Here is a 26,497-nt window from a genome sequence, read left to right on the forward strand (position 1 = left end):
CAGTGTGTTTGTCTTTAGAACCTGTATATCTGTTAAAAATGGATTATTCCTGTCCGGTAGCCACCGGATTTTCCTCATAGCTGATCCAATCGCTCCAGCTCCCCGGATAGAGTCTTACATTACTAAATCCTGCCTCATTCAAAGCCAGAACATTCGGACAGGCGGATACGCCTGATCCGCAATATACGATGATCTCAGCGTTCTGATCAAGGTCTGAGAAATGCTGTTTTAACTGCTCTGCGTTTTTAAATGACCCCTTTTCATCCAAGACCTCTTTCCAGAAGAAATTCACTGCACCGGGGATATGCCCCGCTGCTTGATCTATGGGCTCTTCCAGCCCCAGGTAGCGCGGACGCTCTCTGGAGTCGATCAATATAGGTGAAAAACCGATATAGGAGCCAACAGGAACAGAAGTTTTGGATATACGTTGTACTTCTTTCATACTTGTGAGCATTTGTGGCTGAACATTTGGCACAAAGGTCGAGGGAATGCGAATCGGCTGGTCTGCCGTAACGGGGAATTTTGCTTCCTTCCAAGCTCTGTAGCCTTCTTCCAGTACGTACACCTGTTCATGCCCAAGATAGCGCAGGAGCCACCAGAAGCGGGAGGCCATCATACCTCCCTGGTCATCATAAGCGACGATGCGTGAACCTGCATTGATCCCGGCACGGCTCAGACGTGCAGCAAGTGTATCCACGTCAGGTAATGGATGGCGACCACCATGCTCGCCTAGAGGAGCGGTAAGGTCTTCCTCCAAATCGAAGTGAACCGCCCCTGGGATATGGTCTTCATTAAATTCGTTCCGTCCAGCCCCGGCTTGTCCGAGCACGGAACGGCAGTCGGCAATGATTATATCAGGTTCGTACAATCGGGCCAGCAACCAGCGTTTGGATACGATGGATTTCATAGAGGATTCGCCTTCCTTTTTTTAATAGTAAATTTAATCCATTGAGTATGGTTTATGAAAATGGGGTAATAAGCTAAGAGTTAGCCTTCAGGGGGTGCTCAGTGCCGGGCAACTCACTTTGGTGGACAACTTGCTTTTTAAAATCCGCTCCGTATCGGATAAAAACCCATACCCCGAACAGGATAAAAAAGCCTGCACCAAATTGCAAAGTAGACAACCTCTCCCCGAGCAGCACCCAAGCCAGCAGGGAAGAAATAACGGGCTCACCGAGTACCGCCATCGACACCGCAGTGGCGTTAATGTATTTGAGTAGCCAGTTAAACAGGTAATGTCCGAACAGCGTAGGTACAATGGCAAGCAGCAGGAACAGCCCCCATTCCCGTGGTGCATATCCAGTAAAAGGTATAGCATTGACCACATTATACAGCGCTAGCGATGTGGCTGCGATGATAAAAACCCAAAAATTATAGACAAAAGCGCTCAAATGCTCGCGCAGATGCTTGCCCATCAGCATATGGATGGACACGGCGACCATACCCAAAAAGGACAGTGCATCGCCGAGTAGGGCTTGTCCTGAGACATGAAAATCTCCTGCACCGATGGCCAGTGAGCCGACAAAGGCCATGCCCATTCCGAAGAGCATAGCACGATTCGTGCCTGTCCGGAAAAACAAAAAAGAACCGAGCATGACAAGGATCGGTTCCAATGTCATAATAACAGTAGAGCTTGCAACGGTGGTCAGTCGCAGCGAGCCCATCCACAGCAAGAAATGCAGCCCTAGCGCGATACCGGACCAGAGGATCATCATCCACTGCTTGCGAGTGAGGCTGAATAGCTCGGTGCGGTATTTCCAGACCAATGGCAGCATCAGAAGATTGGTCAGGTACAAACGGTACATAGCAATGACGGACACCTCGGCTTCAGACCATCTGACGAAGATCGAGGAGAACGAAATAGCGATAATACCTATGACGTATAATAATTCAAAGGAAAACGACGGTTTGTGTGCTTGATTCATGTGGCAGCTCCATCCGTATGGAAGAAAATAAATATGCTAATATTCCTTCTAACGGTATCTCGAAAATGAGGTTTAATACAGCTCATTATACCGTACCTGGCATCCCCATGGTATTAGGATTTTGCAAAATCCTGAGAATATAATAAACGGGAGCAAGAGGAAGGATTTTAAGTGAGATGCTGCATAGAACTTTTGCTGCACAAGCTCGTCTATCAAAGTGGAGGTGGATTTTATGAAAAAACATAACACATTTTCAATCATACTACTGACTGTCGTGGCAGTGCTGGCTCTATCAGCCTGTGGCACGAAACCGCAAACCAACAACAATACACCTCAAGGAGCAGATCAACCGCAAACGCAACAGCCGCAAGTCGCACCAGAGCCGGTCGCCGAGTCGCAGGTTAAAAAAGGCACAGGTGTATACAACGGAGCTGCTGATCCGCATACGGTAGAGATTGAAACCAATGGCGAAGCCCAATCCTTCCAACTGGGGGAAGGACTGGATACAGTAATTGCTGGACTTAAGGAAGGTGATCCAGTAGCGTTTGAATATACCGAAAAAGCAGTAGAGGGCGACGCGACAGCGAAGCAACTGACTTTAACGAAAATACAAAAGACAGAGGCTTCAACAGATAGCAGTCAAAACGGAAGCTCTGGTCAACAAGTAGGCGGGGATCGCGCGAAAACTCAAACTTTTGAGCTTAACCTTGAAGGGAAAAAGGAAAAGCAGACAGCAACTTTGGCAAAGGGAGAGGGCTATTCGCTGTATGTGTTTGATCCGATGTCCCTGTTTCCCGATCAAAACCGTGTCGCTTTAGCGGTAGATGATAACTACTACGCCGAAATTACGAAGCTGCCCTCCGACTTTAATCTGGATAAGCTTCAAAAAGAAGGCGAAAAGGACCTGGCTTCCATAGGCAAGGTGCAAAAGCTGGACAAAGCAGCCGTGCCTCAAGCGCTGACCAGTAGCCGCCTGTTCTTGCAAGCGAACAGTTCGAAGATCACCCAACAATATATTGTTGTGGAAAATACTACGGGCGCTTTTAGCGTGAAAGTGAACATTCCACAAGGGGAACCTGCGGAAGGATTCGAATCCTTCATTTATACATCGCTGGAGAGCCTGCAAGCTAATAAATAAGCCTGATTTCAAGTCAGACGGTCACTAGCTTATTATCATGAATTTAAGGCACTCAAACGACCGAGACTTGTTATTATAGGTACTAGGTTAGCACTCTGAAGGTCTAATCTGTAATTGCGAGACCTGCACTTTTGTGCTATAAAGGATGAGAGAATAAGATCATTCCGGCTTGCGAAGTCGTATGAAGCGATGAAGGAGTTGTTAGATTTACTATGTCCATCGAAATGAATACACAAGAAGTCATCAACGTGATTAAAAACAGCAAGAAAAAGACGCCTGTTAAAGTATATGTAAAAGGAGCTTTGGCTTCCGCATCTTTTGGCGAGAATGTTCAAGCTTTTATTTCTGGAGACAGCGGTGTGGTATTTGGTGATTGGGCCGATATCAAGCCGGTACTGGATAGCGTAGACGCGAAAGAAGAAGATTATGTAGTGGAAAATGACCGCCGTAACTCCGCTGTTCCAATGTTGGATCTGAAAGGCATTAATGCACGCATTGAGCCAGGCGCCTATATCCGCGATATGGTGGGCATTGGTAACAACGCCGTCATTATGATGGGCGCAGTGATTAACATTGGCGTTACGATTGGTGAAGGCACCATGATTGATATGAATGCTGTACTGGGCGGTCGTGTTAAAGTCGGCAACATGTGCCACATCGGTGCAGGCGTTGTCCTTGCAGGTGTCATTGAGCCACCGTCCGCACAGCCTGTTATCGTAGAAGACGAAGTATTGATCGGTGCGAACTCGGTTGTACTGGAAGGCGTACGCATTGGTAAAGGTGCAGTTGTTGCAGCCGGAGCGGTTGTAACTGAAGATGTGCCTCCATACTCCGTAGTAGCTGGTACACCTGCACGTGTAATCAAACAGGTCGATGACAAGACCAAATCCAAAACTGAGATTTTGAAAGAACTGCGCGTTCTGTAAGAAGGCAACGTTTTTTAGGTACCAAAGGTGAACGATTCCTTGTCAGGAGCATAATACACTGACAGCATAACATAGGGACGAAGCACAACGGACAAGGCTCGGCGGCTGCGCCGGGCTTTTGTCCTTTTATTCTTTTGCCCGATAAGAGCTGATGAGCTATAAAAAGGAGGCGTAGCAGCAAAATGAGCACAGCCGATGATCGTTCTTTTGTTCAAATACGAAGGGATCTGCATCAAATTCCCGAGCCAGGGTTTGAGGAATATAAAACACAACGATACTTGCTGAACTACTTGGAAACGCTCCCTCAGGAGCGGCTGGACATTCGTACGTGGCGTACGGGCGTGTTAGTACTTATTCATGGAACGGCTCCTGAGCGCCGCTATGGATATCGTTGTGATATGGATGGTTTACCGATTGAGGAAGAGACAGGTTACGATTTCCGTTCGACTCATCCCGGCTACATGCATGCTTGTGGACACGACTTACATATGACGATTGGATTGGGAATTGTGACTCACTTTGCGAGCCATCCGATGAAGGATGATCTGGTCGTGTTGTTTCAACCAGCTGAGGAAGGACCTGGTGGAGCCTTGCCTATGCGGGACAGCACGGAGCTGGCCGACTGGATGCCGGATGAAATTGTCGCATTGCATGTTGCACCAGAATATCCTGTAGGCACCATAGCCACTCGCCCGGGCATCCTATTTGCCAATACATCGGAGCTTTTCATCGACCTCAAGGGTACGGGGGGGCATGCGGCGTATCCACACAAGGCGAATGATATGGTAGTGGCTGCTTGTCAGCTAGTGGGACAATTACAGACGGTGGTAGCCCGTAATGTGAATCCACTGGATGCAGCGGTCATTACGGTTGGTAAGGTTAGCGGAGGCACGAAGCAGAATATTATCGCGGAAACCGCCCGTTTGGAAGGTACGATCCGAACGTTGTCTGCCGATACGATGACGCTGGTTAAATCGCGGATTGAGGCGCTGGTGCGTGGTGTGGAAGCTGGATTTGAATGCCAAGCGAAGATTCATTACGGCTCCAATTATCTGCAAGTATACAATGAAGCCAAGGTGACTGAGGAATTCATGAAATGGGTTAGTAATCGGCAGGATGTGCAGCTTGTTGAATGCGGAGAAGCGATGACCGGAGAGGACTTCGGGTATTTTCTGGAACGAATTCCTGGCCTGATGTTCTGGCTTGGCGTGGATACGCCTTATGGCTTGCACCATGCTAAGCTGGAGCCTGCAGAGGAAGCCATCGAGGTAGCTATCCGTGTGCTGACAGACTATTTTACATGGAAGTCACAAGGGTGAATGATACAGCCTGAATAATTATGTTTAATGTAGAGAATGTAATGGAATGAAGTCGAATTTTTTGAAGGAGGGTGTTATGGGAGAGCAAACCATCATCCGATTTGAACGGGTGACCAAACAATATGACAACGATCCCCCAGTGCTGGCGGATGTCAGCTTTGAGATTGAGCGTGGCAAATTCTATACACTGCTGGGTCCTTCCGGCTGTGGTAAAACGACGATTCTGCGTATGATTGCAGGTTTTGCAGAGCCGACAGAGGGCTCTATTTATTTGAATGGAAAACTCATTAATCGTGTTCCAGCCAACGAGCGGCAGGTCAATACGGTTTTTCAGGATTATGCGCTATTTCCACATCTGAATGTGTTTGAAAATGTCGCTTTTGGTCTGCGGATTAAAAAGATGAACAAAAAGGACATTCAGGAGAAGGTGACACAGGCGTTGTCCTTTGTCAATCTGGAAGGCTACGGCGAACGGGAAATTTCTGAAATGTCCGGGGGACAGCGTCAGCGTGTAGCTATTGCACGGGCTATCGTCAATGAGCCTGATGTTCTCTTGCTGGATGAACCATTGTCGGCACTGGATTTAAAGCTGCGGACAGAGATGCAGTATATTTTGCGTGAGATGCAGCAGCGTCTTGGAATCACTTTTATATTCGTTACGCATGATCAGGAGGAAGCGCTGGCCATGTCAGACGAAATTTTTGTCATGAACAAAGGCAAGATCGAGCAAAGCGGTACGCCAAATGATATCTATGATGAGCCGATTAATCGGTTTGTGGCTGATTTTATCGGCGAATCAAATATTGTTCCTGGACGTATGATTGCGGATTATCAAGTGGAATTCAACGGTCGACAGTTTGAATGTGTCGACGGAGGATTGCGTCCGAACGAACCGATTGAAATTGTGATCCGTCCCGAGGACTTGGAGATTACTAGTGTTGCTGAAGGCAAGCTGCGTGTTAAGGTGGATACCCAATTGTTCCGTGGAGTTCACTATGAAATAAGCTGCTATGATGATTCAGGACAGGAATGGCTGGTGCATTCTACCAAAAAGGCGGAGCTGGGCAGTGAAATTGGTCTGAAATTTGACCCGGAAGCCATTCATGTCATGCGGTTTGGGGAGACAGAAGAAGAATTTGATCGGCGTCTGGAAGCCTATGAAGAGGTAGAACAGCATGTCCGGTAATACTAGAGCAGCGTACCTGCTGCCTTACTATTTATGGATTGTGCTGTTCGTGGCAGCTCCAGTTGTACTTGTATTTTACTATTCACTGTTTGATGTGGATGGTCATCTCACATTCAGCAACTACGCTCAGTTCCTGACACCTGTTTATTTAAGCATGACGCTTAGCTCGTTTTGGTATGCATTTCTCATCACTGTATTTTCACTGCTCGTGGCGTATCCGGCGGCATATTTGCTTACTCGCACCAAGCATAAGCAACTGTGGCTGTTGCTCATTATTTTGCCGACCTGGATTAACCTGTTGCTCAAAACGTATGCTTTTATCGGGATTTTCGGGACTTATGGTCCGGTAAATGCGGTATTAGGCATGGTTGGGTTGGGCGGTCAGCAAATATTGTTTACCAGCTCCAGCTTTGTGTTTGTATCTGTTTATATTTTTGTGCCTTTTATGATTTTGCCCATCTATAATGCGTTGGAAGGTTTGAATCCTTCACTGCTGGATGCAGCCCGTGATTTGGGGGCCTCCAAATGGACCGCATTTCGCAGGGTTATTTTTCCGTTAACACTTTCGGGTGTGCGGTCTGGTTGTATGGCTGTGTTTATTCCAGCGTTGTCGCTGTTTATGATTACCCGTCTGATTGCAGGTAACCGTGTGATTACGCTGGGGACGGCGATAGAGCAGCATTTTCTAGTTACTCAGGACTGGGGTATGGGCTCAACAGTGGCTGTGTTCCTGATTTTGGCGATGGCGATCATTATGCTGCTCACCTCGCGAACGAAACGGAGGGTGCGGCATGGTAAATAAAAACCGATTCGGGAATATATATTTGGTGATTGTTTTTCTCGTGTTGTATGCGCCTATCTTGTATTTGATGTACTATTCCTTCAACAGCGGCGGGACTATGCACGAGTTTGAAGGCTTTACACTTCAATATTACAAAGAGGTGTTTGCAGACACCCGCTTGATCATTATTGTTATTAACACCTTAGTAATCGCTTTGCTGTCGTCTGCGTTGGCTACGATTATTGGTATCATGGGTGCGCTGGCTATCCATCAGATGCAGAACCGTCGAGTCAAAAATACGTTGTTGTCGCTCAACAATGTACTGATCGTGAACCCGGACGTCATTATTGGCGCTTCCTTCCTCATTTTGTTCACGATGGTTGGCATTAAGCTGGGTTTTTACTCTGTTTTGTTATCCCATATTGCGTTTAGTGTGCCGATTGCGGTCATTATGATTTTGCCGCGGCTTCAGGAAATGAGCCCATCCCTGGTGGACGCTGCGCGTGATTTGGGTGCCAGCCGGCTGGATGTGCTGACCAAGGTGATTTTGCCCTTTATCAAGCCAGGAATTTATGCAGGCTTTTTTATGGCGTTAACGTACTCGCTGGATGATTTTGCGGTGACCTTTTTTGTGACAGGCAGTGGCTATTCGACCTTATCGGTGGAAATATACTCACGGGCCCGTCAAGGGGTTTCCTTGTCCATCAATGCACTGTCCACGCTCATATTCCTGTTTACTGTGCTGCTGGTGGTGGGCTATTACTTTATTATGCGCAAGGCGAATCGTAATGGTAAAAAAGAGCCTGCGGCGGAAATGGGGGTGCCTAGATGAAGTCGCTTGTGCGCGTGTTTCTGTCCATTTTCATCATCTCGTTTGGTCTGATGGGCGTGGCAGCCTGGTTGAACTCTAGTCAAGGCTACTCCGGTGGTAACACACTGACGGTGTACAACTGGGGAGACTACATTGATCCTGAGCTGCTGGAACGGTTTCAGAAGGAGACGGGGATTACCGTCATTTATCAGACATTTGATTCCAATGAGGCGATGCTGACGAAAATCGAGCAGGGAGGAACTTCGTTTGATGTAGCGGTTCCCTCGGAATACGCTTTGGCTAAAATGAAGCAGGAGCACTTGTTGCTCCCGTTGGACCATAGCAAGCTACCGAATTTGAAGCATGTAGATTCTCATTATCTAAACCTTTCGTTTGATCCAAATAATCAATATTCGGTTCCGTATTTTTGGGGGACAGTCGGGATTGTGTTTAACCCGGAGCTGACCAAAGGCATTGATTTTCATAGCTGGGATGGCCTATGGGACCCGAAGCTGCGTAATAACCTGTTGCTGGTTGATGGAGCTAGGGAGATTATGGGCATGTCGCTGAACAGTCTCCACTATTCCTTGAATGATACAAACCAGACGCATTTGCAGCAAGCTTTGACGAAGCTAGAGAAGCTAGCACCTAATGTCAAGGCTGTGGTTGGCGACGAGATTAAAATGCTGCTGGCCAATGAGGAAGCTGCTGCCGGAGTTGTATGGTCCGGTGATGCGTCCGAAATTATGGATCAGAACGATAAGCTGGATTACGTCGTGCCAGATGAAGGGTCCAACCTGTGGTTTGATAATATAGTTATTCCAAAAACGGCTACCCATGTGGATGCGGCTCATAAATTTATCAATTTTATGATGCAGCCCGATGTAGCCGCTCAAAATGCTGAATTTGTGGGTTATTCCACACCAAACAAGGATGCAAAGAAATTGCTGCCTGAAGATATTTCTGGCGATGAGCGGTTCTATCCTCCATCTGAAATTACAGATAAGCTTGAAGTATACGATAACCTAGGCAAGCGAATGCTCGCTCATTATAACGAATTGTTCCTGCAATTCAAAATGCATTTAAAGTAGGAGAGTGGCGTGTGGATACGGGGTGGTGCTTTAAAGGCCGCTGCGGAGGCGGATGGTGCTTACCATCGCTGTTAAATTCCGATTTTTATGTTACGCATAAAGGTGAAAATCGGAATTTAAAGGCGACCGCTTCGCTTGTCCAGCACCATTCCGCCCCCTTCGCTGTGCCGTGCTTAAAGCAACGTACCCATGAATCCCACGCCGACGGTGAGGGAGTAGTGAGAGCAAACAGGCCCTTGAACCACCCGTGTAGGTGATTCAAGGGCCTGTTTTGTGTACTCACCGCGTGAGGGGGTGAGTAATGTTTTTAACCCTACCACTCCACACACGTTAGATAATTGTGGGACTTTAAGGCGGACAGTGAAGCGAAGCGGGCCATTTGAATCTGTAGAAGCGGCAGCGTTCGCCTTTGCTGTGGGATTCATACCTATAAGCGTTTATACAATTAAAGAATCCCCCAGCAACAGCGATCGGAAGATCAAATGGACTGCGTAGCGCCTCTCCCACCTTAACTCCTCACAATTCCCCTAACAAACCTCTCTATTTTATCCAACCCTTGCTCCAGTATATCCTGTCCGTAAGCGTAAGATAAGCGAATATAACCTTCGCCATAGGAAGAAAAAGCATCTCCCGGCACGACGGCTACTCCTTGCTCTTCCAGCAGCTTCAAGGTGAAGTCCATTGAGCTTAATCCAAAATGGGCGATGGAAGGGAAAAGATAGAAGGCTCCTTCAGGCTTCTCCAGCGGAATCCCCATATCTGTCAGTCTTCCGTGTACATAGTCACGGCGTTTGCGGTACTCTTCGCGCATCGGAAGTGCATCATCCACCCCAACGGTCAGGGCTTCCAGTGCTGCATATTGGCTAATTGAGCTAGCACAGGTCACGTTGTACTGATGTACTTTGACCATGTGCTGTGTAATCTCGGCGGGGGCAAGTGTAAAACCAATGCGCCATCCTGTCATGGAATGTGATTTGGAGAGACCGTTAATGACGATGGTACGCTCCCGCATACCTGGAAGAGTTGCAATAGATACGTGCGGTGTATCGTAAATAAGTTCGCTGTATATTTCATCTGAAATGATAAACAGATCGCGTTCCTTAAGTAAATCGGCGACTGCTTCCAGTTCTTGGTGACTCATCACCCGTCCGGTTGGATTCGAAGGATAGCCGAGAATGACTGCTTTTGTCCGCTCAGTCAGATAAGGCTCCAGTACCTCTGCCGTTAGCTTGAATCCGCTGTTGCGGGTGTCAGCCAACACTGGAATGCCACCTGACAAACGGATCAATGGCTCATATCCTGGGTAAATCGGCACAGGTAGAACAACTTCGTCTCCGGGTGACAAAATTGTGCGCAGGGTAATATCCAGCGCTTCACTGGCTCCGTTCGTCACGATAACCTCATCTTGTCCACGGTAATTCAGGCCGTATTTGCGGGCTACAAACGCTGCTGCAGCTTCTCGTAATTCCGGCAGTCCCGGATTAGGTGTATAAGTGGTTCGGCCTTCATCAATCGCCCGATGGGCAGCTTCCATAATATGCGCAGGGGTAGGGAAATCCGGCTGCCCAATCGTTAATGACAGAGTTCCGGGTAATGCGGCAACTTTATTGGCGATTTTGCGGATGCCGCTGATTTGAATATTTTTGACCTGGTCGTTAAGCAAATGCTCCATAGCGTGTGTGCCACCTTTTTCTGTATTAGAACAAGTTTACAATAATATGATCTGATTATGCTACGGCAAGAAGAATTCATTTTACATATTTAAGGTACTAAATTGGCTAATTTGTGGTATCTTAAATATAGGATATGTTTGTAAGCGTAATCATAGAAAAAAAGAAGAGAGGGGAGCTTCTATATTCAAGAGTTGGATGATCGAGTGGATCAGGATGAAAAAACATCTGAAGCCATTTTGATGTACTAGCCTAGTCATGGTGTAAAGCTAGGAGATAAGGTAAGCATTGGTAGTTCGGTGAAAAACACACGGAAAGAGCGTAGGCAAGCAAGCCAATTGACTTATCGACCATAGAACTATGTAAATGTCAGATTGATTGACTTTGTGAGATAGTTAAGTTATCTTTTGTGGAGAAGTCGTATGCTAAAGTAAAAGGAAGAGGTGAAGCGTCATGGGAGTAACAGCTAAACAAATCTTTGTGAATTTACCAGTTAAAAACCTGCAACACTCCATTGATTTTTTCACTACCATCGGATTTGAATTCAACGCTCAGTTCACGGATGAACATGCAACCTGCATGGTTGTTAGTGAGCATATTTTTGTCATGCTATTGGTTGAAGAACGTTTTAAAGCATTCACTACAAAGGAAATTTCAGATGCCACGAAAAGCACAGAAGCGATTGTTGCTCTTTCGGTGGAGAGCCGAGAAAAGGTAGACGAGATCGTCCGCAAAGCTTTTGAAGCAGGAGGCAAACCCTCAAATGAGCCTCAAGATCATGGTTTTATGTATGGATGGAGCTTTCAGGATTTGGATGGTCATCTGTGGGAGTTCTTTTATATGGAAGAGCAGTAATAGAAGTAAGGGTAATTAAGTAAACGAAGTATGATGGTAAGTAATCTGTCCTAAAAAGATAGTTTACTTTCTTTCTTGCATGTTATCGAACTCATCAGGAGGAATTACAATGTCTAACGAAGTGAGAATATACCCTGTTCAAGTGCTCAGCGAAACATTGTCAGATTCACTAAGCAGGCTGTTGATTGACGTGGTTGCTGATGGTGCATCTATAGGTTTCTTACCACCCCTAGGGTATCAGGAGGCAGCAGCTTATTGGAACAGTGTGCTTGAGGACGGTGTAGTACTGTGGATTGCCGAGAAGGACGGAGTACCTGTTGGGACGGTTCAGCTTCAGTTAGCCCAAAAAGCAAACGCTACACATCGTGCGGAAATTGCAAAGCTTATGGTGCATCCGTCTGGACGCAGGCTTGGGATCGCACGACAGTTAATGAAGGCAGCTGAAGAAGAGGCAGTGCGTCAGAATAGAACTCTACTGGTACTGGATACGCGGGTGGGAGATCCTTCTAATAGATTATACGAGTCGATCGGGTTTGTGGAAGCTGGTGTTATTCCGAACTACGCTCAATCAGCCGATGGTCAGCTGCACGCCACTCGATATTATTATAAGCCTTTAAATCCGTATTCCAGTCATTGCTGAGCATTTGCCGAATAACCGTGGTATTTACGGGTAATCATAACTTGTCATAGGATTACATAACCTTTTTCCGCGTTTATTCGACTGGTAAAGCACGGGAATTGGAACGTATAATGAAGAGGAGATCAGAAAAGGTCTTTTTTGTCATTTGACTGTACCGAATTGAAGAACGTAGCAAACACAGCGGAGGAATCAAAGAATATGAGGCTGGAGCATGATTTTTTAGGAACCAAGGAAGTGCCGTCAGATGCTTATTACGGTGTACAAACTCTAAGAGCAAAAGAAAATTTTCCAATTACAGGCCAACGATTGCATCCTGAGTTGATTAAAGCCATGGCGATTGTAAAAAAGGGAGCAGCGACGGTAAACATGGAACTAACCCGTCTACATCGCTCCAAAGCAGAGGCCATTATTCAGGCTGCTGACGAGATTATTCAAGGACAGTTGCATGATCATTTTATCGTCGATCCGATTCAGGGCGGCGCAGGCACGTCCATTAATATGAATACAAATGAAGTGATTGCGAACCGCGCGCTGGAGCTGATCGGCAAGCAGCGAGGAGACTATCAGGAAATCAGTCCTAATAATCACGTTAATATGGCGCAATCGACAAACGATGCTTTTCCTACGGCCGTACATTTGGCTGTATTAAGTATGATTGATAAGCTGTTAGTCACCATGAGTGAGCTTCAGGAAGCATTTTCTCGCAAGGCCAACGAGTTTGATAGTGTGATCAAAATGGGTAGAACCCACTTGCAGGATGCAGTACCGATCCGATTAGGGCAGGAGTTTCAGGCTTATGCGCGTGTACTGGGCCGTGATATCGGACGCGTCCGTGCGACCAAGGAGCACCTGCTAACGATTAATATGGGTGCAACAGCGGTGGGTACTGGCTTGAACGCAGACCGCCACTATATTCAGCGTGTCGCTGAGGTACTGGCTGAGGTCAGTGGCTTTCCTGTGGAAGCAGATGAACATCTCGTAGATGCCACACAAAATACGGATGCCTATACTGAAGTGTCTGCTGCCTTAAAGATTTGTATGATGAATATGTCCAAGGTGGCTAATGACATCCGCTTGATGGCTTCTGGACCTCGTGCTGGTCTGGGAGAATTGAGTCTGCCTGCTCGTCAGCCAGGATCATCCATTATGCCGGGCAAGGTAAATCCAGTCATGTGTGAGGTCATTAACCAAATTGCTTTTCAGGTCATTGGTAATGATCATACAATCTGCTTGGCTTCGGAGGCGGGCCAACTGGAGCTGAACGTGATGGAGCCTGTACTTGTCTATAATTTGCTGCAATCGCTGGAAATTATGAAGCAGGGCTTCCACGTTTTCCGTGTTCATTGTGTGGAAGGAATTGAAGCAAATGTGGAGCGGTGCCGTGAATATGTAGAGAACAGCGTAGGTATTATTACAGCGCTCAATCCGCACCTCGGATATGAGGTAGTATCACGCATTGCCCGCGAAGCAATTACGACTGGCAAATCGGTACGTGAATTGTGTCTGCTGTATAATGTACTGACTGAGGAAGAATTAGACATTATATTGGACCCGTACCAGATGACTCAGCCTGGTATTGCAGGAGAATCTTTGCTGAATCGTGAATAATATTGCGGAGTTTAGAATGTAGGCAACTTTGAGATAAAATGAAGGCAGCCCCGTCGAATTCGGCGGGGTTGCTTTTGTGTAAAACTGTGTCAATGTGATAGGAGTGGTAACGGTAACCCTACTAAGGAAAATACCGCTTGCATACCTGCTGTAGAAAAGGGGAAGAGAAATGCTGCTGGAGCAATTATCGGCATATAAGGAATTAGGAATAGGACTTATTGTATTACTATTACTGCTTGTGCTCACCATCAGGGGGATGATACGTGGTCGTCGGAACCGGATATTGCGTGATCTGGACCCGCGTAAAATTGGAATTCAGGATATAGATCGTATGGAGGATGGCTCGGAATTTGAGCTTTATTTGCAGCGGCTATTATCCGCACTTGGCTATAAGGACATTTATAAAACAACCAGCAGCCGCGATTTTGGAGCAGATCTGGTATTTACAGACCGTGAAGGCGCCAGAGTCGTAATTCAGGCCAAGCGTTATGCTGTACAACATCCGGTCGGCTTGGGGGCTGTACAGGAAATTTATACTTCCATGCGTTATTATGCGGCCGATAAGTCTGTTGTCATCACCTCCGGACGTTACACGGAATCCTGTAAAACACTTGCTGCTGTCAACGGGGTTAAATTATTGGACCGCAATGATTTGGTGGATATGATTGACCTGTTCAAAGCCAAACGTCGTGAGGAGGTCATGGAACGTATAGAAAGTAGGGTAGAGGTGGTCGTTTCCAAATGGAGTAAAACCAAATAGAAGTATATGAGGAGTGAAACGGGTATTAGGGACAGGTGTTCCTGTCCCCTTTCTGAAATACTCTTAACTATATGGCTAGATACATATAAATAATTGTGTTTGAACGGTGTGGACAATAAAGATAGGAGAGGTAATCAAGTAATGTGCTTGAAACTAGAAAGTTTTAAGCTATATTTACAAAAATAAAAATTGATATAAATGTATTTTGTTCTTTATATATTCAAAAAATATAATAATGTGTAAAATTAACTTTCCATTCCTTGAGCATAGAGTTATATATTTTTGTTTGTATATAAATTATATACAAATTTTACAGAAGTTTAGGTTATGGATTTTACGTAAGTAACTAGCAGCTGATAGCCTAAACAATAATAAAAGTAAAGATGTATATGAGAATATTCCAACAGATGACGATCAGTTGGGATATTGTTCATATAAATTAACTTCGAAGAGATAGCATAAAGAAATCATTAGTGATAATCATCACATCTATGAAAACAAGTTGAATGAGAGGAGGAAAACAAAATGGCAAACGATGCTTTTGATTTGGATGTACAAGTGAATAAGTCTAAGGGATCTATAGAACCACAAGCTTGGAATAGCATAGCAGCATGTTCCGCTGCTGCGTGCCAGGGCGAGCGCACATCCAATTGTCATACCAACAAATTATGTGTAACAAACTTTGAAACTTGGTGCTGCTAAGATTTTTGATGTGTATAATTCGGAGTATTTGTTTAACTTTGGAACAGGAAAATGGAAGAGAAAAGGGGCCTTCAAGTCCCTTTTCTCTTCTATTGTAAGGTAAATTATTCTTAGAGATTGCATATGCACAAGATAGTCCGGGGAGGCGAGGAATTAATGAATCATCAGCGATATGTTTACAAAGCATTTGATTTCTTTTTACTGCGAACGCCTGTCCTGTCATTTGACGATTATACATCATGTTTCCCTGAGGAATGGGGGAGTCTGGAAGATCTGAAAGCCTACACCGTGAGACGTATAATTGAATTGTCTAACGACCCTGTAATCAAGGAAGCCATTGCCGTTTCCAGTCCGAGTCTACACGAATCCTTATTTCGTTTACAAGATGTGGACGATCCGCGCAAGCAAGAGCAGGTACTTAAAGGATTCATGCGATATGTACTAAGAATGATGACCCGTCCGACGCCATTTGGTTTATTTTCAGGCGTTTCTGTGGGACACTTTGGTGAGTCTTCTCAATTGTATCTCAAGAATACGCAGGCTCATCGCAAACGGGCGAGACCTGATATGGAATGGGTATTGAAAATTATTGAAAAGATAGAAAATATTCCGGAAGTATTATGCCAGCTTCGTCTCCATAGCAACCCTTTAATCTATCGGCAAGGAAACCGGGCGAAAATTCCTTATACAACTAGATATGGAAAATTAATAAAAGGGGAAAACGATAGCGTATCGGTGAAGGCATCCGCTGTTTTTGATTATATTATGGAGGCCTGCGCTCATCCGGTAGTATATTCAACATTGGTTAAGCTTGTTATGGAACGTTTTTCAGAGGCGGACGAAGGAAGGGTTGATCCCTATATTCGGCAACTTTTTGAACAAGAGTTTCTTATTTCTGAGCTACGGCCCTCGACCATAAAGTCAGATCCTTTTATTCATATTTTGAATATTATCGATCCGTTAAACGGAATGGACGATCTAAAGTTGCTGCTGCAAAGTATTCATCAGGATATCCAATTGTACAATGAACTTCCTATCGGGGAAGGTGAGAAGCACCTAAAGTTGCTCCGGCAAAAGATGAGTGAAGTTTCGGACATTGAAATGTCCACTTTGCAGGTCGATTTATCACTGAAGGACCATTCCATTATTCTGAATGAATATATTCGTAAGGATGTTGAACGGGTGGCCGAATTATTGTCCCAGCTCACTCCCCAAACCGATCCTCATCTCAAGGAATACGCTGATGAGTTTTCAGAAAAGTATGGATATGGTAGAGAGGTGCCATTGCTGGAACTATTAGATGAAGAAATGGGTTTGGGCGCGCCTGCGACCTACCATCAACCTCAGAGTCGGCGCAGGTCTTTAAAAACGGAAAAAAGCGCCACAACGCAAGCCAATCGGGAACAGCTTCTTTTTCAATGGTTTGTATCCTCCATACATAAAGGCAATTATGAACTGAATCTTACGGATGAAATGATTGGGCAGCTTACACATACTGAGGATTCCATTACCCGTCCGACATTGCCTTCTATGGAACTATACTTCTTATTGAATACCCGCGACCAGCAAGCGCTTAATCGAGGAGACTACACATTACTGCTCGGACCAAACCCTGGGTCGAATGGTGCGGGAAAAACGTTTGGACGTTTTATGGATTTGTTGGGTACACCGTTTAAAGAGGAATTCCAAGCTATTCATCAGGAAGAGCAAAGTCTGTACCCTGATAAAATTTGGGCTGAGGTATCCTATTTACCTTGCTCTGGAAGAACAACGAATGTTATTCTTATTGAAAATTTTCGAGACTATGAGATTGCAATCGGCACCAGTCAGGCTCTACCGGACGATCGGCAAATTCAAGTATCAGATTTAGTTGTGGGGCTGCGTGATGATCACTTCTACTTAAAATCTCGCAAACACAATCGGGAAGTCATACCGACAATCGGACATATGCTCAATTATCATCAAGCTCCTAATGTATACCGATTCTTGATTGAGGTCGGTCTAGCAGGATTCGGACAATGGAGCACAATGAACTGGGGAATTATTGCGCAGGCTCCGTTTACTCCTCGTTTGCGGTACAAAAATATCATTTTTACTCCGGCAACATGGAGAATGGGGTTTCGCCAGGACAAAAACAAACCACTGAGTATGGAAGCCCTGAAAAAAGCGGTGCACCAATTCTGCTTAGAATGGAAGGTACCTCGGTATGTCTACTTGATTCAATCCGATCATCGCATTTTGTTAGATTTGGAGCATCCCTTACACATCGAAGAACTATATAGAGAATTAAAATCCGGTAACTCGATTGTTCTCATTGAACACACTGGTGGATTCGAAGAATTACCTATTCATTGTAGTGAAGGTAGACTGACAGCGGAATTCGTATTTCCTCTAGTTCGACGGCCAGTCGTTGCTTTGGATACTCTTCAGGAGGTCGCGACAACTTCAGAAGATGTGGAACTAGCCCATTCTACACAGCCAGTAAATTTTGCTCAACGAGTACATTTTCCGGGTAGTTTATGGTTCTATGCGAAGCTATACGGAGTGGAAAGCAGGCAAAATGAGTTTATTGGTTTATATTGGGATGAGTGTACTCGGCAAGCAAAGGAGTCGGGTATAGTTGAGTATGGATATTATATTCGTTATGCAGATCCAGAATCCCATATTCGTGTTAGATTCAAAATATCTAGTGAGAGAGTAGTTGCTGACTTTTTTACCATGTTTCATGATTGGACAAAAGTGTGGATACAAGAAGGATTGATGACCAGATTTGTTATCGATACCTATGAACCGGAAATTGAGCGTTATGGAGGACCAGAATTAATGGGGTTAGCGGAGTCTATGTTCGCCGATGATAGCGAGGTTGCCGCTAGACTTATTCGTTTGAATCGTTTTCAACAAAATAAATTAGATTTAGATTTTGTAGCTGTGTGGAGTGTAATCTATTTGTTGCATCAATTAGGTTTTAGCGAAGCAGAAAGTTACGACGTTCTTAATCAAAAATATGACATAAGGGAGTTCCTAGGCGAATTTCGCAAAGAACGTAGGCTTTATTTGGATTTCTTGGATAAAACATTTGCACAGGGCCAAGGTCAATCTCAGAATCAAATTAATGATATTCTAGATTTATTTAAGATCAGGGAAACAACAGCTTATTGTTATCAACAAAAAATTTTAGAACAAGAAAAGCAGAGTTCTTTAATGAATACGAAAGAGGATATTTTATTCAGTATCATTCATATGCATTTGAATCGCTTACTTGGAATTGATCGATATAGAGAACGGAAAATCATGATCATGGCTCGTCACGCAATGAATAGCCTCGTTCACTATCATAGGAAAGTAACATGAAAAATATGGGTAATGGAAATAATGGATTGCACTCCGCTTGGAAATCAGTGAAGAGTGGTCTTAAGCTGCTTCGGTTAATTTTTAGTACTAATAAACGTTATCTCATTCTCAGTATTATGTTCTATTTTATTCAAGGGGTCACACCGATTTTCACCCTGGCTGTTATGCAAAATGTACTAAATAAAGTTTCAATTGCTTTGCAACAAGGCGCTGGTTTAGTAATCATACCGTTTGGTTGGTTTGTATTGGTTTATGTTGTGAAAAATATAGTAAATGCCGCACAGGATTATGTGGAAGGAAACCTGGAAGCTGTTCTTTCCAAATCATTGAACATTATGATTTGTGAAAAATCAACTCGATTGGGATTAGGGGATTATGAAAATGCGACTATTAATGACCAGTTGAAACGTGCCTCTCAAGAGGCTTCTTATCGTCCGTATCAACTTTACACTCAAATGGCGGGGATTGTATCAAGTCTTATTACTATGATATCCTCTGCAATTTGGCTGATTTTATGGAAGTGGTGGGTTGTTCTTATTCTACTAATTGTATCAGTGTTATCTTTATATTCTTTATTTAAAATTAATCGTGAACAGTTTCAAATATACATGGATCGGACTCCACAGTATCGACAATCTTGGTATATGACTTATTTATTAACGAATGATCGTGCGGTAAAAGAAGTGAAAATTTTTCAATTAGGTCCATATCTATTGGAACGTTACTCCAACTTACTGGAAAGTTTTTTTAAGGTCGATCGTCGAATGTTAGGTAGGCTCACCCGCTTCACTTTGATGTATAACTTGCTTGAGCTCGGAGTAATGTTATGGTTTGTATGGATGGCAATGAAGGAAACTTTGCTTACTAATATAATGATTGGTAGCTTATACGGGTATATTCAAGCCATAATGTTAACGCAAAGCCAAATTCAGATGATGATGCGTGGTATTTCACAATTTTCGCAAAATAATCTTTATATTGAACAATTGTTTTTGTTTTTAAAACTACCCACCTCAGATCCTGTATATCATCAAAAAGATCTGAGTTACATGCAACCTTCGGGAGTCGGGCAGGATTTCCATATTGAACAAATTGCATTTGAAGGGGTCTCTTTCAAATATCCAGGACAGTCCAGATATGCATTAAACAAGGTTAGGTTGTCATTGTCCAAAGGTGAGACAGTTGCAATTGTAGGTAAAAACGGATCAGGTAAGACGACTTTAATGAAAATTTTGATGCAATTGTATGCAGATTACAGCGGAACAATTAGTGTAAATGGTTGTAATATTAAGAACTATGAACTAGCGGACATTCAACGAAAAATAGGAGTAGTGTTTCAGGATTTTATGCAGTATGAAATGTCTGCTCGCCATAATATAGGCTTTGGCGATTTGGGACAACTTGAGGAGGATGGGACATTGATGGATGCCGCAAGGTATGCTGCTATGGATGACGTGATCCAAAAGCTACCACATGGCCTGAATACTCAACTTGGTAAATGGTTTGAGGAGGGGCACCAGCTTTCAGGAGGTCAATGGCAGCGGCTGGCGATAGCGCGTGCTTTTGTTAGGAAGGCGGATGTGTATATCTTGGATGAGCCAAGCTCTTTTTTAGATCCTGTAGCCGAACGTGATTTGCTAGAACTGTTTTTGGATTTAATGAAGGATAGAATTGGAATCTTTATTACACATCGTATTTCCTCGGCAAGGCTTGCTCATCACATTGTTGTTATGGAGGATGGACAAATCATAGAGCAGGGAACCCATGAGTACCTTGTAAGATTAGGTGGTGTCTATTTAGAAATGTATCAGGTACAAGCCAGTTCATTTGCCGCTGATGCTGTGACGAACATGGGAGGTGTCTTTCAGTCATGACATCTGCTCAATTGCCATTTAGTTCATGGCGTCCCTTGTCAGGTGAAATAAGAGAACGAGTGGTCAAGGTATTGGATTCCATCGGAGAACGGTATAGGAATCCGGAAGAGGTTTGTTTACGTTCTAAAAGTATACCTACATTAGAAGTGGACGGATTTGAAATAGAAAGATGGAATGATGGGATTTTAAGTAATGGTTATCCAGGAATTTGTTTATTACTGGCTCAGTTGGATTTATTATACCCAGAGGATGGATGGGATCAGACTGGACATATGTATTTAGAAAAGCTTCAAAAGCTTATGGAAGAAATGGGGATGTATGATCTATCCCTATATAGCGGATTAGCAGGTGTGCTAATAGGTATTCGGGCTTTATCACGGGGTGGAACACGATACCAGTCTATGTTGAATCAAGTGGCCTCATGGTTTGAAGAATTAGCGGCTGAAAGAATACCATTATATATGGAACAATGGCATTCAGGGCACCTGAAAATGAGTGATTATGATACAATTATGGGTTTTACAGGAATCGGCCGTATTATTCTTTTTTTTTACGAACGGCCCAAAATGAAAGAGCTATGGGGGCAAATTGTTGGGTGCTTTCAACTTTTTTGTGGAGATAAAAATTGGGAGGGACAACGTATTCCCTTTTGGCATATTTGCGCAGAGCATCAGTTTTTACAGGACGAGAAGAGGCAATATCCTAAAGGTAACTTTAATCTAAGCTTATCCCATGGTATAGCAGGACCGCTAGCATTAATGAGTATATCTGTCTTACAGGGGGTTACCTCGAAAGAAGTAAACAAGGAAATTCCCACGTTGGCAGAATGGCTCACTAAATGGCAGATTGAAAGCCAGGTAGGGACGATATGGCCTGGTAAGGTATCTTTTGAAGAATGGGAACAATCTGAATTGTCCGTTGGAAACACTCAATATCAAAGGGATTCTTGGTGCTATGGTGCTCCAGGAATTGCGCGTTCAATTTGGTTGGCCGGTAAGGCTTTACAAAATGATGAATGGATATCCTTGGGATTGAAAGCTTATCTGGACATCGAAAATCGAATAGATCAAAATGGTGGGATGGCTTCCGCTACAGTATGTCACGGTCTTGGTGGCTTGCTTCATCTGCTTCAACGGATGTACTCCGATACAGGCAACGAAAGGCTAGGAGCACTGCGTGATCTGCTTGTGGAGCGAGTATTAGATATGTTTGATCCAAACTCTATATTTGGTTATTACGATGTGAATTTTCTGAATGGAGATTATAAAAACATAGATGAAGCGGGATTTTTAACGGGGACTGCAGGTATTGCTCTTGTCCTCGCCTCATTGATTAGTGATAGAAGTCCAGAATGGGATGCTGTACTAATGATTCGTTAACCTAATTGTTAGATAAACTGGCACAAAACCGTGTCAGTTTTTTGTTTTATGCATAGTAAAAGTGATTCAGAAGAAAATTATGCTCGCAATCTCTTTCCCTAAATTGTTTTTACTTGTTACAACAAGTTTATAGAGAAACTCTTATAAAAAATATGCTTCTAATAACCGATATAAATATGTTGGAAATTTCCAAATTAGGATGAAGTGATAAGTCATGAAAAAAAGCAAGTCGTATTATTAACTTTTAGGTGGATTCCCATGGTTATAATCTTTGCATTATTGCTAAGTGCATGTGGGCAATCGGCCGCACAAACCAAGTAAGTTGGCAACTTTGAGATAAAATAAAGGCAGCCCCGTCGAATTCGGCGGGGTTGCTTTGTGTAAAACTGTGTCAGTGTGATAGGTGGTAACGGTAAGCCTACTAAGGAATATACCGCTTGCATACCTGCTGTAGAAAAGGGGAAGAGGAATGCTGCTGGAGCAATTATCGGCATATAAGGAATTAGGAATAGGACTTATTGTATTACTATTACTGCTTGTGCTCACCATCAGGGGGATGATACGTGGTCGTCGGAATCGGATTTTACGTGATCTGGACCCGCGTAAAATTGGAATTCAGGATATAGATCGTATGGAAGACGGCTCGGAATTTGAGCTTTATTTGCAGCGGCTATTATCCGCACTTGGCTATAAGGACATTTATAAAACAACCAGCAGCCGGGATTTTGGAGCAGATCTGGTATTTACAGACCGAGAAGGCGCCAGAGTCGTAATTCAGGCCAAGCGTTATGCTGTACAACATCCAGTCGGCTTGGGGGCTGTACAGGAAATTTACACTTCCATGCGTTATTATGCGGCCGATAAGTCTGTTGTCATCACCTCCGGACGTTACACGGAATCCTGTAAAATACTTGCTGCGGTCAACGGGGTTAAATTATTGGACCGCAATGATTTGGTGGATATGATTGACCTGTTCAAAGCCAAACGTCGTGACGAGGTCATGGAACGTATAGAAAGTAAAACCGACGTGGTTGCCTCCAAATGGTGGAGCAAGAGCAAATCATAAAAGGGACTGAACTACTAGCCAACGAGATCGATGCCTGGTAGTCAGCCCCTTTTATTTTTTACATGATGGATCTTTATATACCGTTATCATCAGATGCCTGTCCAGACATCCTTGGCATAGCGTTTTTCCTGTTGGAGATGATCCAACCATTGCTGCGCTTCTTCTTTACTTGTATGGTGTACATCCGCGTAGGCCGCACAGAGCGTGTCTTCAACGTCGGGGGCCATCCGGCTACCATCACCGCATACATACAGATGCGCTCCTTCATCAAGCAAGTGAATCAGAGTGTCTGCATCTTCGTTCATGACGTGTTGTACATACCTTTTAGGTTGACCAGGCAGACGTGAAAAGGCTGTATGAACCGTAACGATTCCTTCCTGCTCCCAGGCTTGCAACTCTTGCTTGTATAGATAATCGAGCTTTGGATCACGGCAGCCATAGTATAAATGAGCCTCGCCGAGCTGTTCTCCTCTCTCCTTAAGCACATGGCGTGTTTGGAGAAATCCGCGGAATGGGGCAACACCAGTACCCGGACCGACCATGATGACAGGCACGGTCGGGTCTTCTGGCAAACGGAAGCCAGACTGAGGCTTTCGCACAAAAATGACAACCGGATCACCTGGCTGGAGCTGTGCCAAATAATTGGAGGCAATACCAAGGTATTCGCCCTTTCCACTACGGGCTGGTCCACGCACAACGCTCACAGTTATACTCGCCGAATTCTCCGATTCAAGCGGAGAACTGGAGATGGAGTAGTATCTAGGCTTGAGTGGTGGTAACAGCGAGATGAAGTTTTCAAATGGCAGCTCACAGGCTGGATACTTCTCCAGAATATCTAGCATCGTGACACGCTTCTTTCGTATCTCTTGATCAAAGGTGGTATCCTCTAGCAAAGCTTCGATTTCTTTCTTGTGAGGGGGACACACTGTAAAGGATGCCAGTTGCCGTAGCTGGGCTCTGGTTGCCGATTCTTGCAGTTCCACACTGAGAGTGAGCAAATCTCCTACACTGACAGGCCGATCTAAGGGGAGATGTGCCGCATCCCGGTCACTGCCTCTCAATACGATGTAGTTTTGATCCTGTAACTTAAAGCGTTGCATTACCCTATTCACCAGCAAAGCAGGATTACGCGGCAAAACACCCAGATGATCACCCTCGCGGTAGGACAATCCGGTTGGTAATTGGATCTCCAGATGCCGTGTACTGCGTTCACTTTCAGCAGCGTGCAATTCACGATTCACGGTAACAATGGCAGTAGCTGCCTCATAGTTGGCCGCCAGAGGAGCGCTAAGTACGTCGCTTACAAACTCTATGCTCAGACTGCTGGTGTCCTGTGGTTCTGTATCACTGTGCTCTATCCCGAAAGCATTCAGCAATTCCGGCCATAAGCCGTGGTTCCAGGCTTCCCAATCCTTCTCGAAGTCACCACTAGCGTCGCCCTCGCCGCGATCATACAGTCGTTTTGCCCCTTTGGCAGCCAGCAGTTCATCGATCATCCTTGGAATGCGCTGATACGTGCTGGCCCAATTCCGGTCACCGCAACCAAAGACAGCGTACCTTATGCCTGCCAATTGTCCCTCATCTACCTCCTTCAACCATTCTACGAAGGCATCAGCATTATCCGGCGGATGCCCGTTATAAGATGCGGTCGTAATAAGTACCACGCCTTCTTTAGGCAAATGGTCCACATGATCATTCAGAGTTGCTATGCTGCTGTTGAAACCCCAATTCCGACCTAAATCGGCTAGTTCACCTGCAAGTCCCTCAGCTGTACCTAGATTCGAGCCGTATAAAGACAACAAAGAAGTATCATGCTTTTCGGCATGGGGGGCTGCAACTTTTTGTTCCTCCTTTTCATGAAGTTCTTGAGCGGCACCTGGCAGCATGATGGTAGTCTGTGTGCTGCGCGGACGTACTTGAATGGTGAAGCCTTCAGGCTTGAGTGTGAGCGTCTCTTTGACTTTCAACTCATAATGAGTATGATCAATCAGCTCAAAATGTTTCAGTACCATACCCAGCACAAGGGTGGCCTCCTGTAAGGCAAACTGTTGTCCAATACAAGCACGTTGACCGTTGCCAAACGGCTTATAAGCATCTTGTGGGATGACGGATGGGTCCTCAAAGCGTTCCGGTCTAAATTCCTCAACATCTTCACCCCAAGCCTCAGTATCACGGTGCAGTTTCGGGATGAGTACATTGACACTGTCGCCTTTTTTAAGCGGATAGGTTCCGTCGAGCAGTGTATCTTCTTTGGCAAAGAGAGAGAAGGCGGGCGCTGTCGGCCATAGTCGCAGAGCTTCATTCAGTATCATCCTTATGTACTTGAGCTCACGCACCTGAGTATAGGAAGGCAGCGAATCGGTCAGCACGCGATCTACTTCTTCATAGGCTTTAGTTAGCGTTCGTGGATTTTTAAGCAAATAGTAAATGGCAAAGGATAAAAGCCCACTGGTCGTTTCATGACCGGCGATGAGAAAGGTGATGATCTGATAACGGATATTTTCATCATCCAGCGTTTCACCTGTTTCCGGGTCCTTGCCTTCCAGCATACGTGCCAGTAAATCCTCTTCACCTTGGTTGCCCAGGGTTTTGCGTTCTTGAATAATGCTGTCCACTAGAGAGAACATCGTTTCGATGTCGTGTTTAAACTGTTTTTTCTTCGATAACATCAGCTTGTTTTGCAAATTGAGGCGCTGCAACTGACCCATTGCTTCATCCAGTGCGCGTGTCATACTGGTCACGAACGGATGGGGCTGGTCACGGTAAAAGCTGTTAAAGCGATAATTAAAGCCGCATAATCCGATGGTATCCAAAGTCAGCCGGGTCATATCTTCCGGTACCTCTACACTTTCATCTGGATTGAGCCGAGACCATTTCTGTACCAGCTGAACAGCAAGATCAAGCATCATATTGTGGTAACCCTTCATAGCCCGCTGACTGAAGCTTGGTAGCAATATTTGGTGGGCCTTGCGCCAGTTCGGTTCCTCAGTCCAGCTTGTGAATAGTCCGTCTCCGGCAAAAGCTCGTACTTTTTGTAAAGGAGCCCACACCTGTTTGTCGAAACGGGATTCATCACAAGCATCTGCGACCAGCTTATGACCGGAAATATAAATGTTCGTTCCTTCAGGCAGATCCATGCGAAAGATGGGACCGTGCTCATTAGCAAGCTTAACCAGAGACTGGACAGGGGCATGTGTATCGATCAAGGGCAGATTTCCTAAGGGACCATATGTTTTAGGCTGCGGAATTGAATTTGTTGAAGTCATTCTAAATGTAGCTCCTTTCAGTTTCAACATAGAGTGATGGTTTCAGTTTCAAAATACCTAAGTTTTTCAATGGAAATTACACTTTAATCTTTCGAGATAAACGGAAATAAATGAATTTAGACAGTTCGTATAATAAAAACAATGCAAAA

The 26,497-nt window shown here is 44.7% G+C and carries 20 protein-coding genes; 16 read left to right on the forward strand and 4 right to left on the reverse strand.

Going from position 1 to position 26,497, the window contains the following annotated elements:
* Window positions 1–43 precede the first annotated feature (43 nt).
* Window positions 44–907: a sulfurtransferase gene (locus ACXHJ2_RS05935; RefSeq protein ID WP_165081991.1), complete on the reverse strand. Its 864-nt coding sequence runs from the start codon at window positions 905–907 to the stop codon at window positions 44–46.
* 73 nt (window positions 908–980) lie between these two features.
* Entirely contained in the window at window positions 981–1,925 is a 945-nt protein-coding gene (locus tag ACXHJ2_RS05940; RefSeq protein ID WP_165081993.1) for a DMT family transporter, read from the reverse strand.
* A gap of 232 nt (window positions 1,926–2,157) precedes the next feature.
* Between ACXHJ2_RS05940 and ACXHJ2_RS05945 the strand changes: the two genes are divergently transcribed.
* From ACXHJ2_RS05945 to ACXHJ2_RS05975, 7 genes are all read left to right on the forward strand, one after another.
* A complete protein-coding gene (locus ACXHJ2_RS05945; RefSeq protein WP_165081995.1) occupies window positions 2,158–3,063 on the forward strand; it encodes a hypothetical protein in 906 nt (301 codons plus the stop codon).
* A 212-nt stretch (window positions 3,064–3,275) separates the two neighbouring features.
* On the forward strand, window positions 3,276–3,989 hold the full coding sequence (gene dapD, locus ACXHJ2_RS05950; RefSeq protein WP_165081997.1) for a 2,3,4,5-tetrahydropyridine-2,6-dicarboxylate N-acetyltransferase: 714 nt from the start codon (window positions 3,276–3,278) through the stop codon (window positions 3,987–3,989).
* A 182-nt stretch (window positions 3,990–4,171) separates the two neighbouring features.
* Window positions 4,172–5,308 carry an N-acetyldiaminopimelate deacetylase gene (locus tag ACXHJ2_RS05955; protein ID WP_165081999.1) on the forward strand — a complete coding sequence of 379 codons (1,137 nt, stop codon included), beginning with the start codon at window positions 4,172–4,174 and terminating at the stop codon, window positions 5,306–5,308.
* 76 nt (window positions 5,309–5,384) lie between these two features.
* Window positions 5,385–6,494 carry an ABC transporter ATP-binding protein gene (locus ACXHJ2_RS05960; RefSeq protein ID WP_142613900.1) on the forward strand — a complete coding sequence of 370 codons (1,110 nt, stop codon included), beginning with the start codon at window positions 5,385–5,387 and terminating at the stop codon, window positions 6,492–6,494.
* Window positions 6,484–7,296 carry an ABC transporter permease gene (locus ACXHJ2_RS05965; protein ID WP_013372270.1) on the forward strand — a complete coding sequence of 271 codons (813 nt, stop codon included), beginning with the start codon at window positions 6,484–6,486 and terminating at the stop codon, window positions 7,294–7,296. The genes ACXHJ2_RS05960 and ACXHJ2_RS05965 overlap by 11 nt, the downstream gene beginning before the upstream one ends.
* A complete protein-coding gene (locus ACXHJ2_RS05970) occupies window positions 7,286–8,107 on the forward strand; it encodes an ABC transporter permease (RefSeq protein ID WP_013372269.1) in 822 nt (273 codons plus the stop codon). The genes ACXHJ2_RS05965 and ACXHJ2_RS05970 overlap by 11 nt, the downstream gene beginning before the upstream one ends.
* Complete coding sequence (locus ACXHJ2_RS05975) at window positions 8,104–9,177, forward strand: ABC transporter substrate-binding protein (RefSeq protein WP_165082001.1); 1,074 nt, start codon at window positions 8,104–8,106, stop codon at window positions 9,175–9,177. The genes ACXHJ2_RS05970 and ACXHJ2_RS05975 overlap by 4 nt, the downstream gene beginning before the upstream one ends.
* A gap of 508 nt (window positions 9,178–9,685) precedes the next feature.
* Here ACXHJ2_RS05975 and ACXHJ2_RS05980 read toward each other — a convergent pair.
* Window positions 9,686–10,849 (reverse strand): aminotransferase A, encoded by a 1,164-nt coding sequence (locus ACXHJ2_RS05980; protein WP_165082003.1) that lies wholly within the window; start codon window positions 10,847–10,849, stop codon window positions 9,686–9,688.
* Window positions 10,850–11,300: 451 nt separating this feature from the next.
* On the opposite strand from ACXHJ2_RS05980, the gene ACXHJ2_RS05985 reads away from it, so the two are divergent.
* From ACXHJ2_RS05985 to ACXHJ2_RS06025, 9 genes are all read left to right on the forward strand, one after another.
* Entirely contained in the window at window positions 11,301–11,702 is a 402-nt protein-coding gene (locus ACXHJ2_RS05985) for a VOC family protein (protein ID WP_165082005.1), read from the forward strand.
* Between the two features lie 109 nt (window positions 11,703–11,811).
* Window positions 11,812–12,342, forward strand: a complete 531-nt coding sequence (locus ACXHJ2_RS05990) for a GNAT family N-acetyltransferase (protein WP_025675978.1) — start codon at window positions 11,812–11,814, stop codon at window positions 12,340–12,342.
* Between the two features lie 198 nt (window positions 12,343–12,540).
* Window positions 12,541–13,950 carry an aspartate ammonia-lyase gene (gene aspA / locus ACXHJ2_RS05995; protein WP_165082007.1) on the forward strand — a complete coding sequence of 470 codons (1,410 nt, stop codon included), beginning with the start codon at window positions 12,541–12,543 and terminating at the stop codon, window positions 13,948–13,950.
* A 169-nt stretch (window positions 13,951–14,119) separates the two neighbouring features.
* Window positions 14,120–14,710, forward strand: coding sequence for a restriction endonuclease (locus ACXHJ2_RS06000; RefSeq protein ID WP_165082009.1), 591 nt, complete (start codon window positions 14,120–14,122; stop codon window positions 14,708–14,710).
* 525 nt (window positions 14,711–15,235) lie between these two features.
* A complete protein-coding gene (locus ACXHJ2_RS06005) occupies window positions 15,236–15,412 on the forward strand; it encodes an FDLD family class I lanthipeptide (RefSeq protein WP_165082011.1) in 177 nt (58 codons plus the stop codon).
* A gap of 156 nt (window positions 15,413–15,568) precedes the next feature.
* Window positions 15,569–18,763 (forward strand): lantibiotic dehydratase, encoded by a 3,195-nt coding sequence (locus ACXHJ2_RS06010; RefSeq protein ID WP_165082013.1) that lies wholly within the window; start codon window positions 15,569–15,571, stop codon window positions 18,761–18,763.
* Window positions 18,760–20,637, forward strand: a complete 1,878-nt coding sequence (locus ACXHJ2_RS06015) for an ABC transporter ATP-binding protein (protein WP_165082015.1) — start codon at window positions 18,760–18,762, stop codon at window positions 20,635–20,637. The genes ACXHJ2_RS06010 and ACXHJ2_RS06015 overlap by 4 nt, the downstream gene beginning before the upstream one ends.
* Window positions 20,634–22,016, forward strand: a complete 1,383-nt coding sequence (locus ACXHJ2_RS06020) for a lanthionine synthetase C family protein (protein WP_165082017.1) — start codon at window positions 20,634–20,636, stop codon at window positions 22,014–22,016. The genes ACXHJ2_RS06015 and ACXHJ2_RS06020 overlap by 4 nt, the downstream gene beginning before the upstream one ends.
* A 469-nt stretch (window positions 22,017–22,485) precedes the next feature.
* Window positions 22,486–23,082: a restriction endonuclease gene (locus ACXHJ2_RS06025; RefSeq protein ID WP_165082019.1), complete on the forward strand. Its 597-nt coding sequence runs from the start codon at window positions 22,486–22,488 to the stop codon at window positions 23,080–23,082.
* 89 nt (window positions 23,083–23,171) lie between these two features.
* On the opposite strand, the gene ACXHJ2_RS06030 is transcribed toward ACXHJ2_RS06025, so the two are convergent.
* Window positions 23,172–26,348: a bifunctional cytochrome P450/NADPH--P450 reductase gene (locus ACXHJ2_RS06030; RefSeq protein WP_165082021.1), complete on the reverse strand. Its 3,177-nt coding sequence runs from the start codon at window positions 26,346–26,348 to the stop codon at window positions 23,172–23,174.
* Between the last annotated feature and the right edge of the window lie 149 nt (window positions 26,349–26,497).

It is taken from the genome of Paenibacillus sp. ALE3, assembly GCF_054113405.1.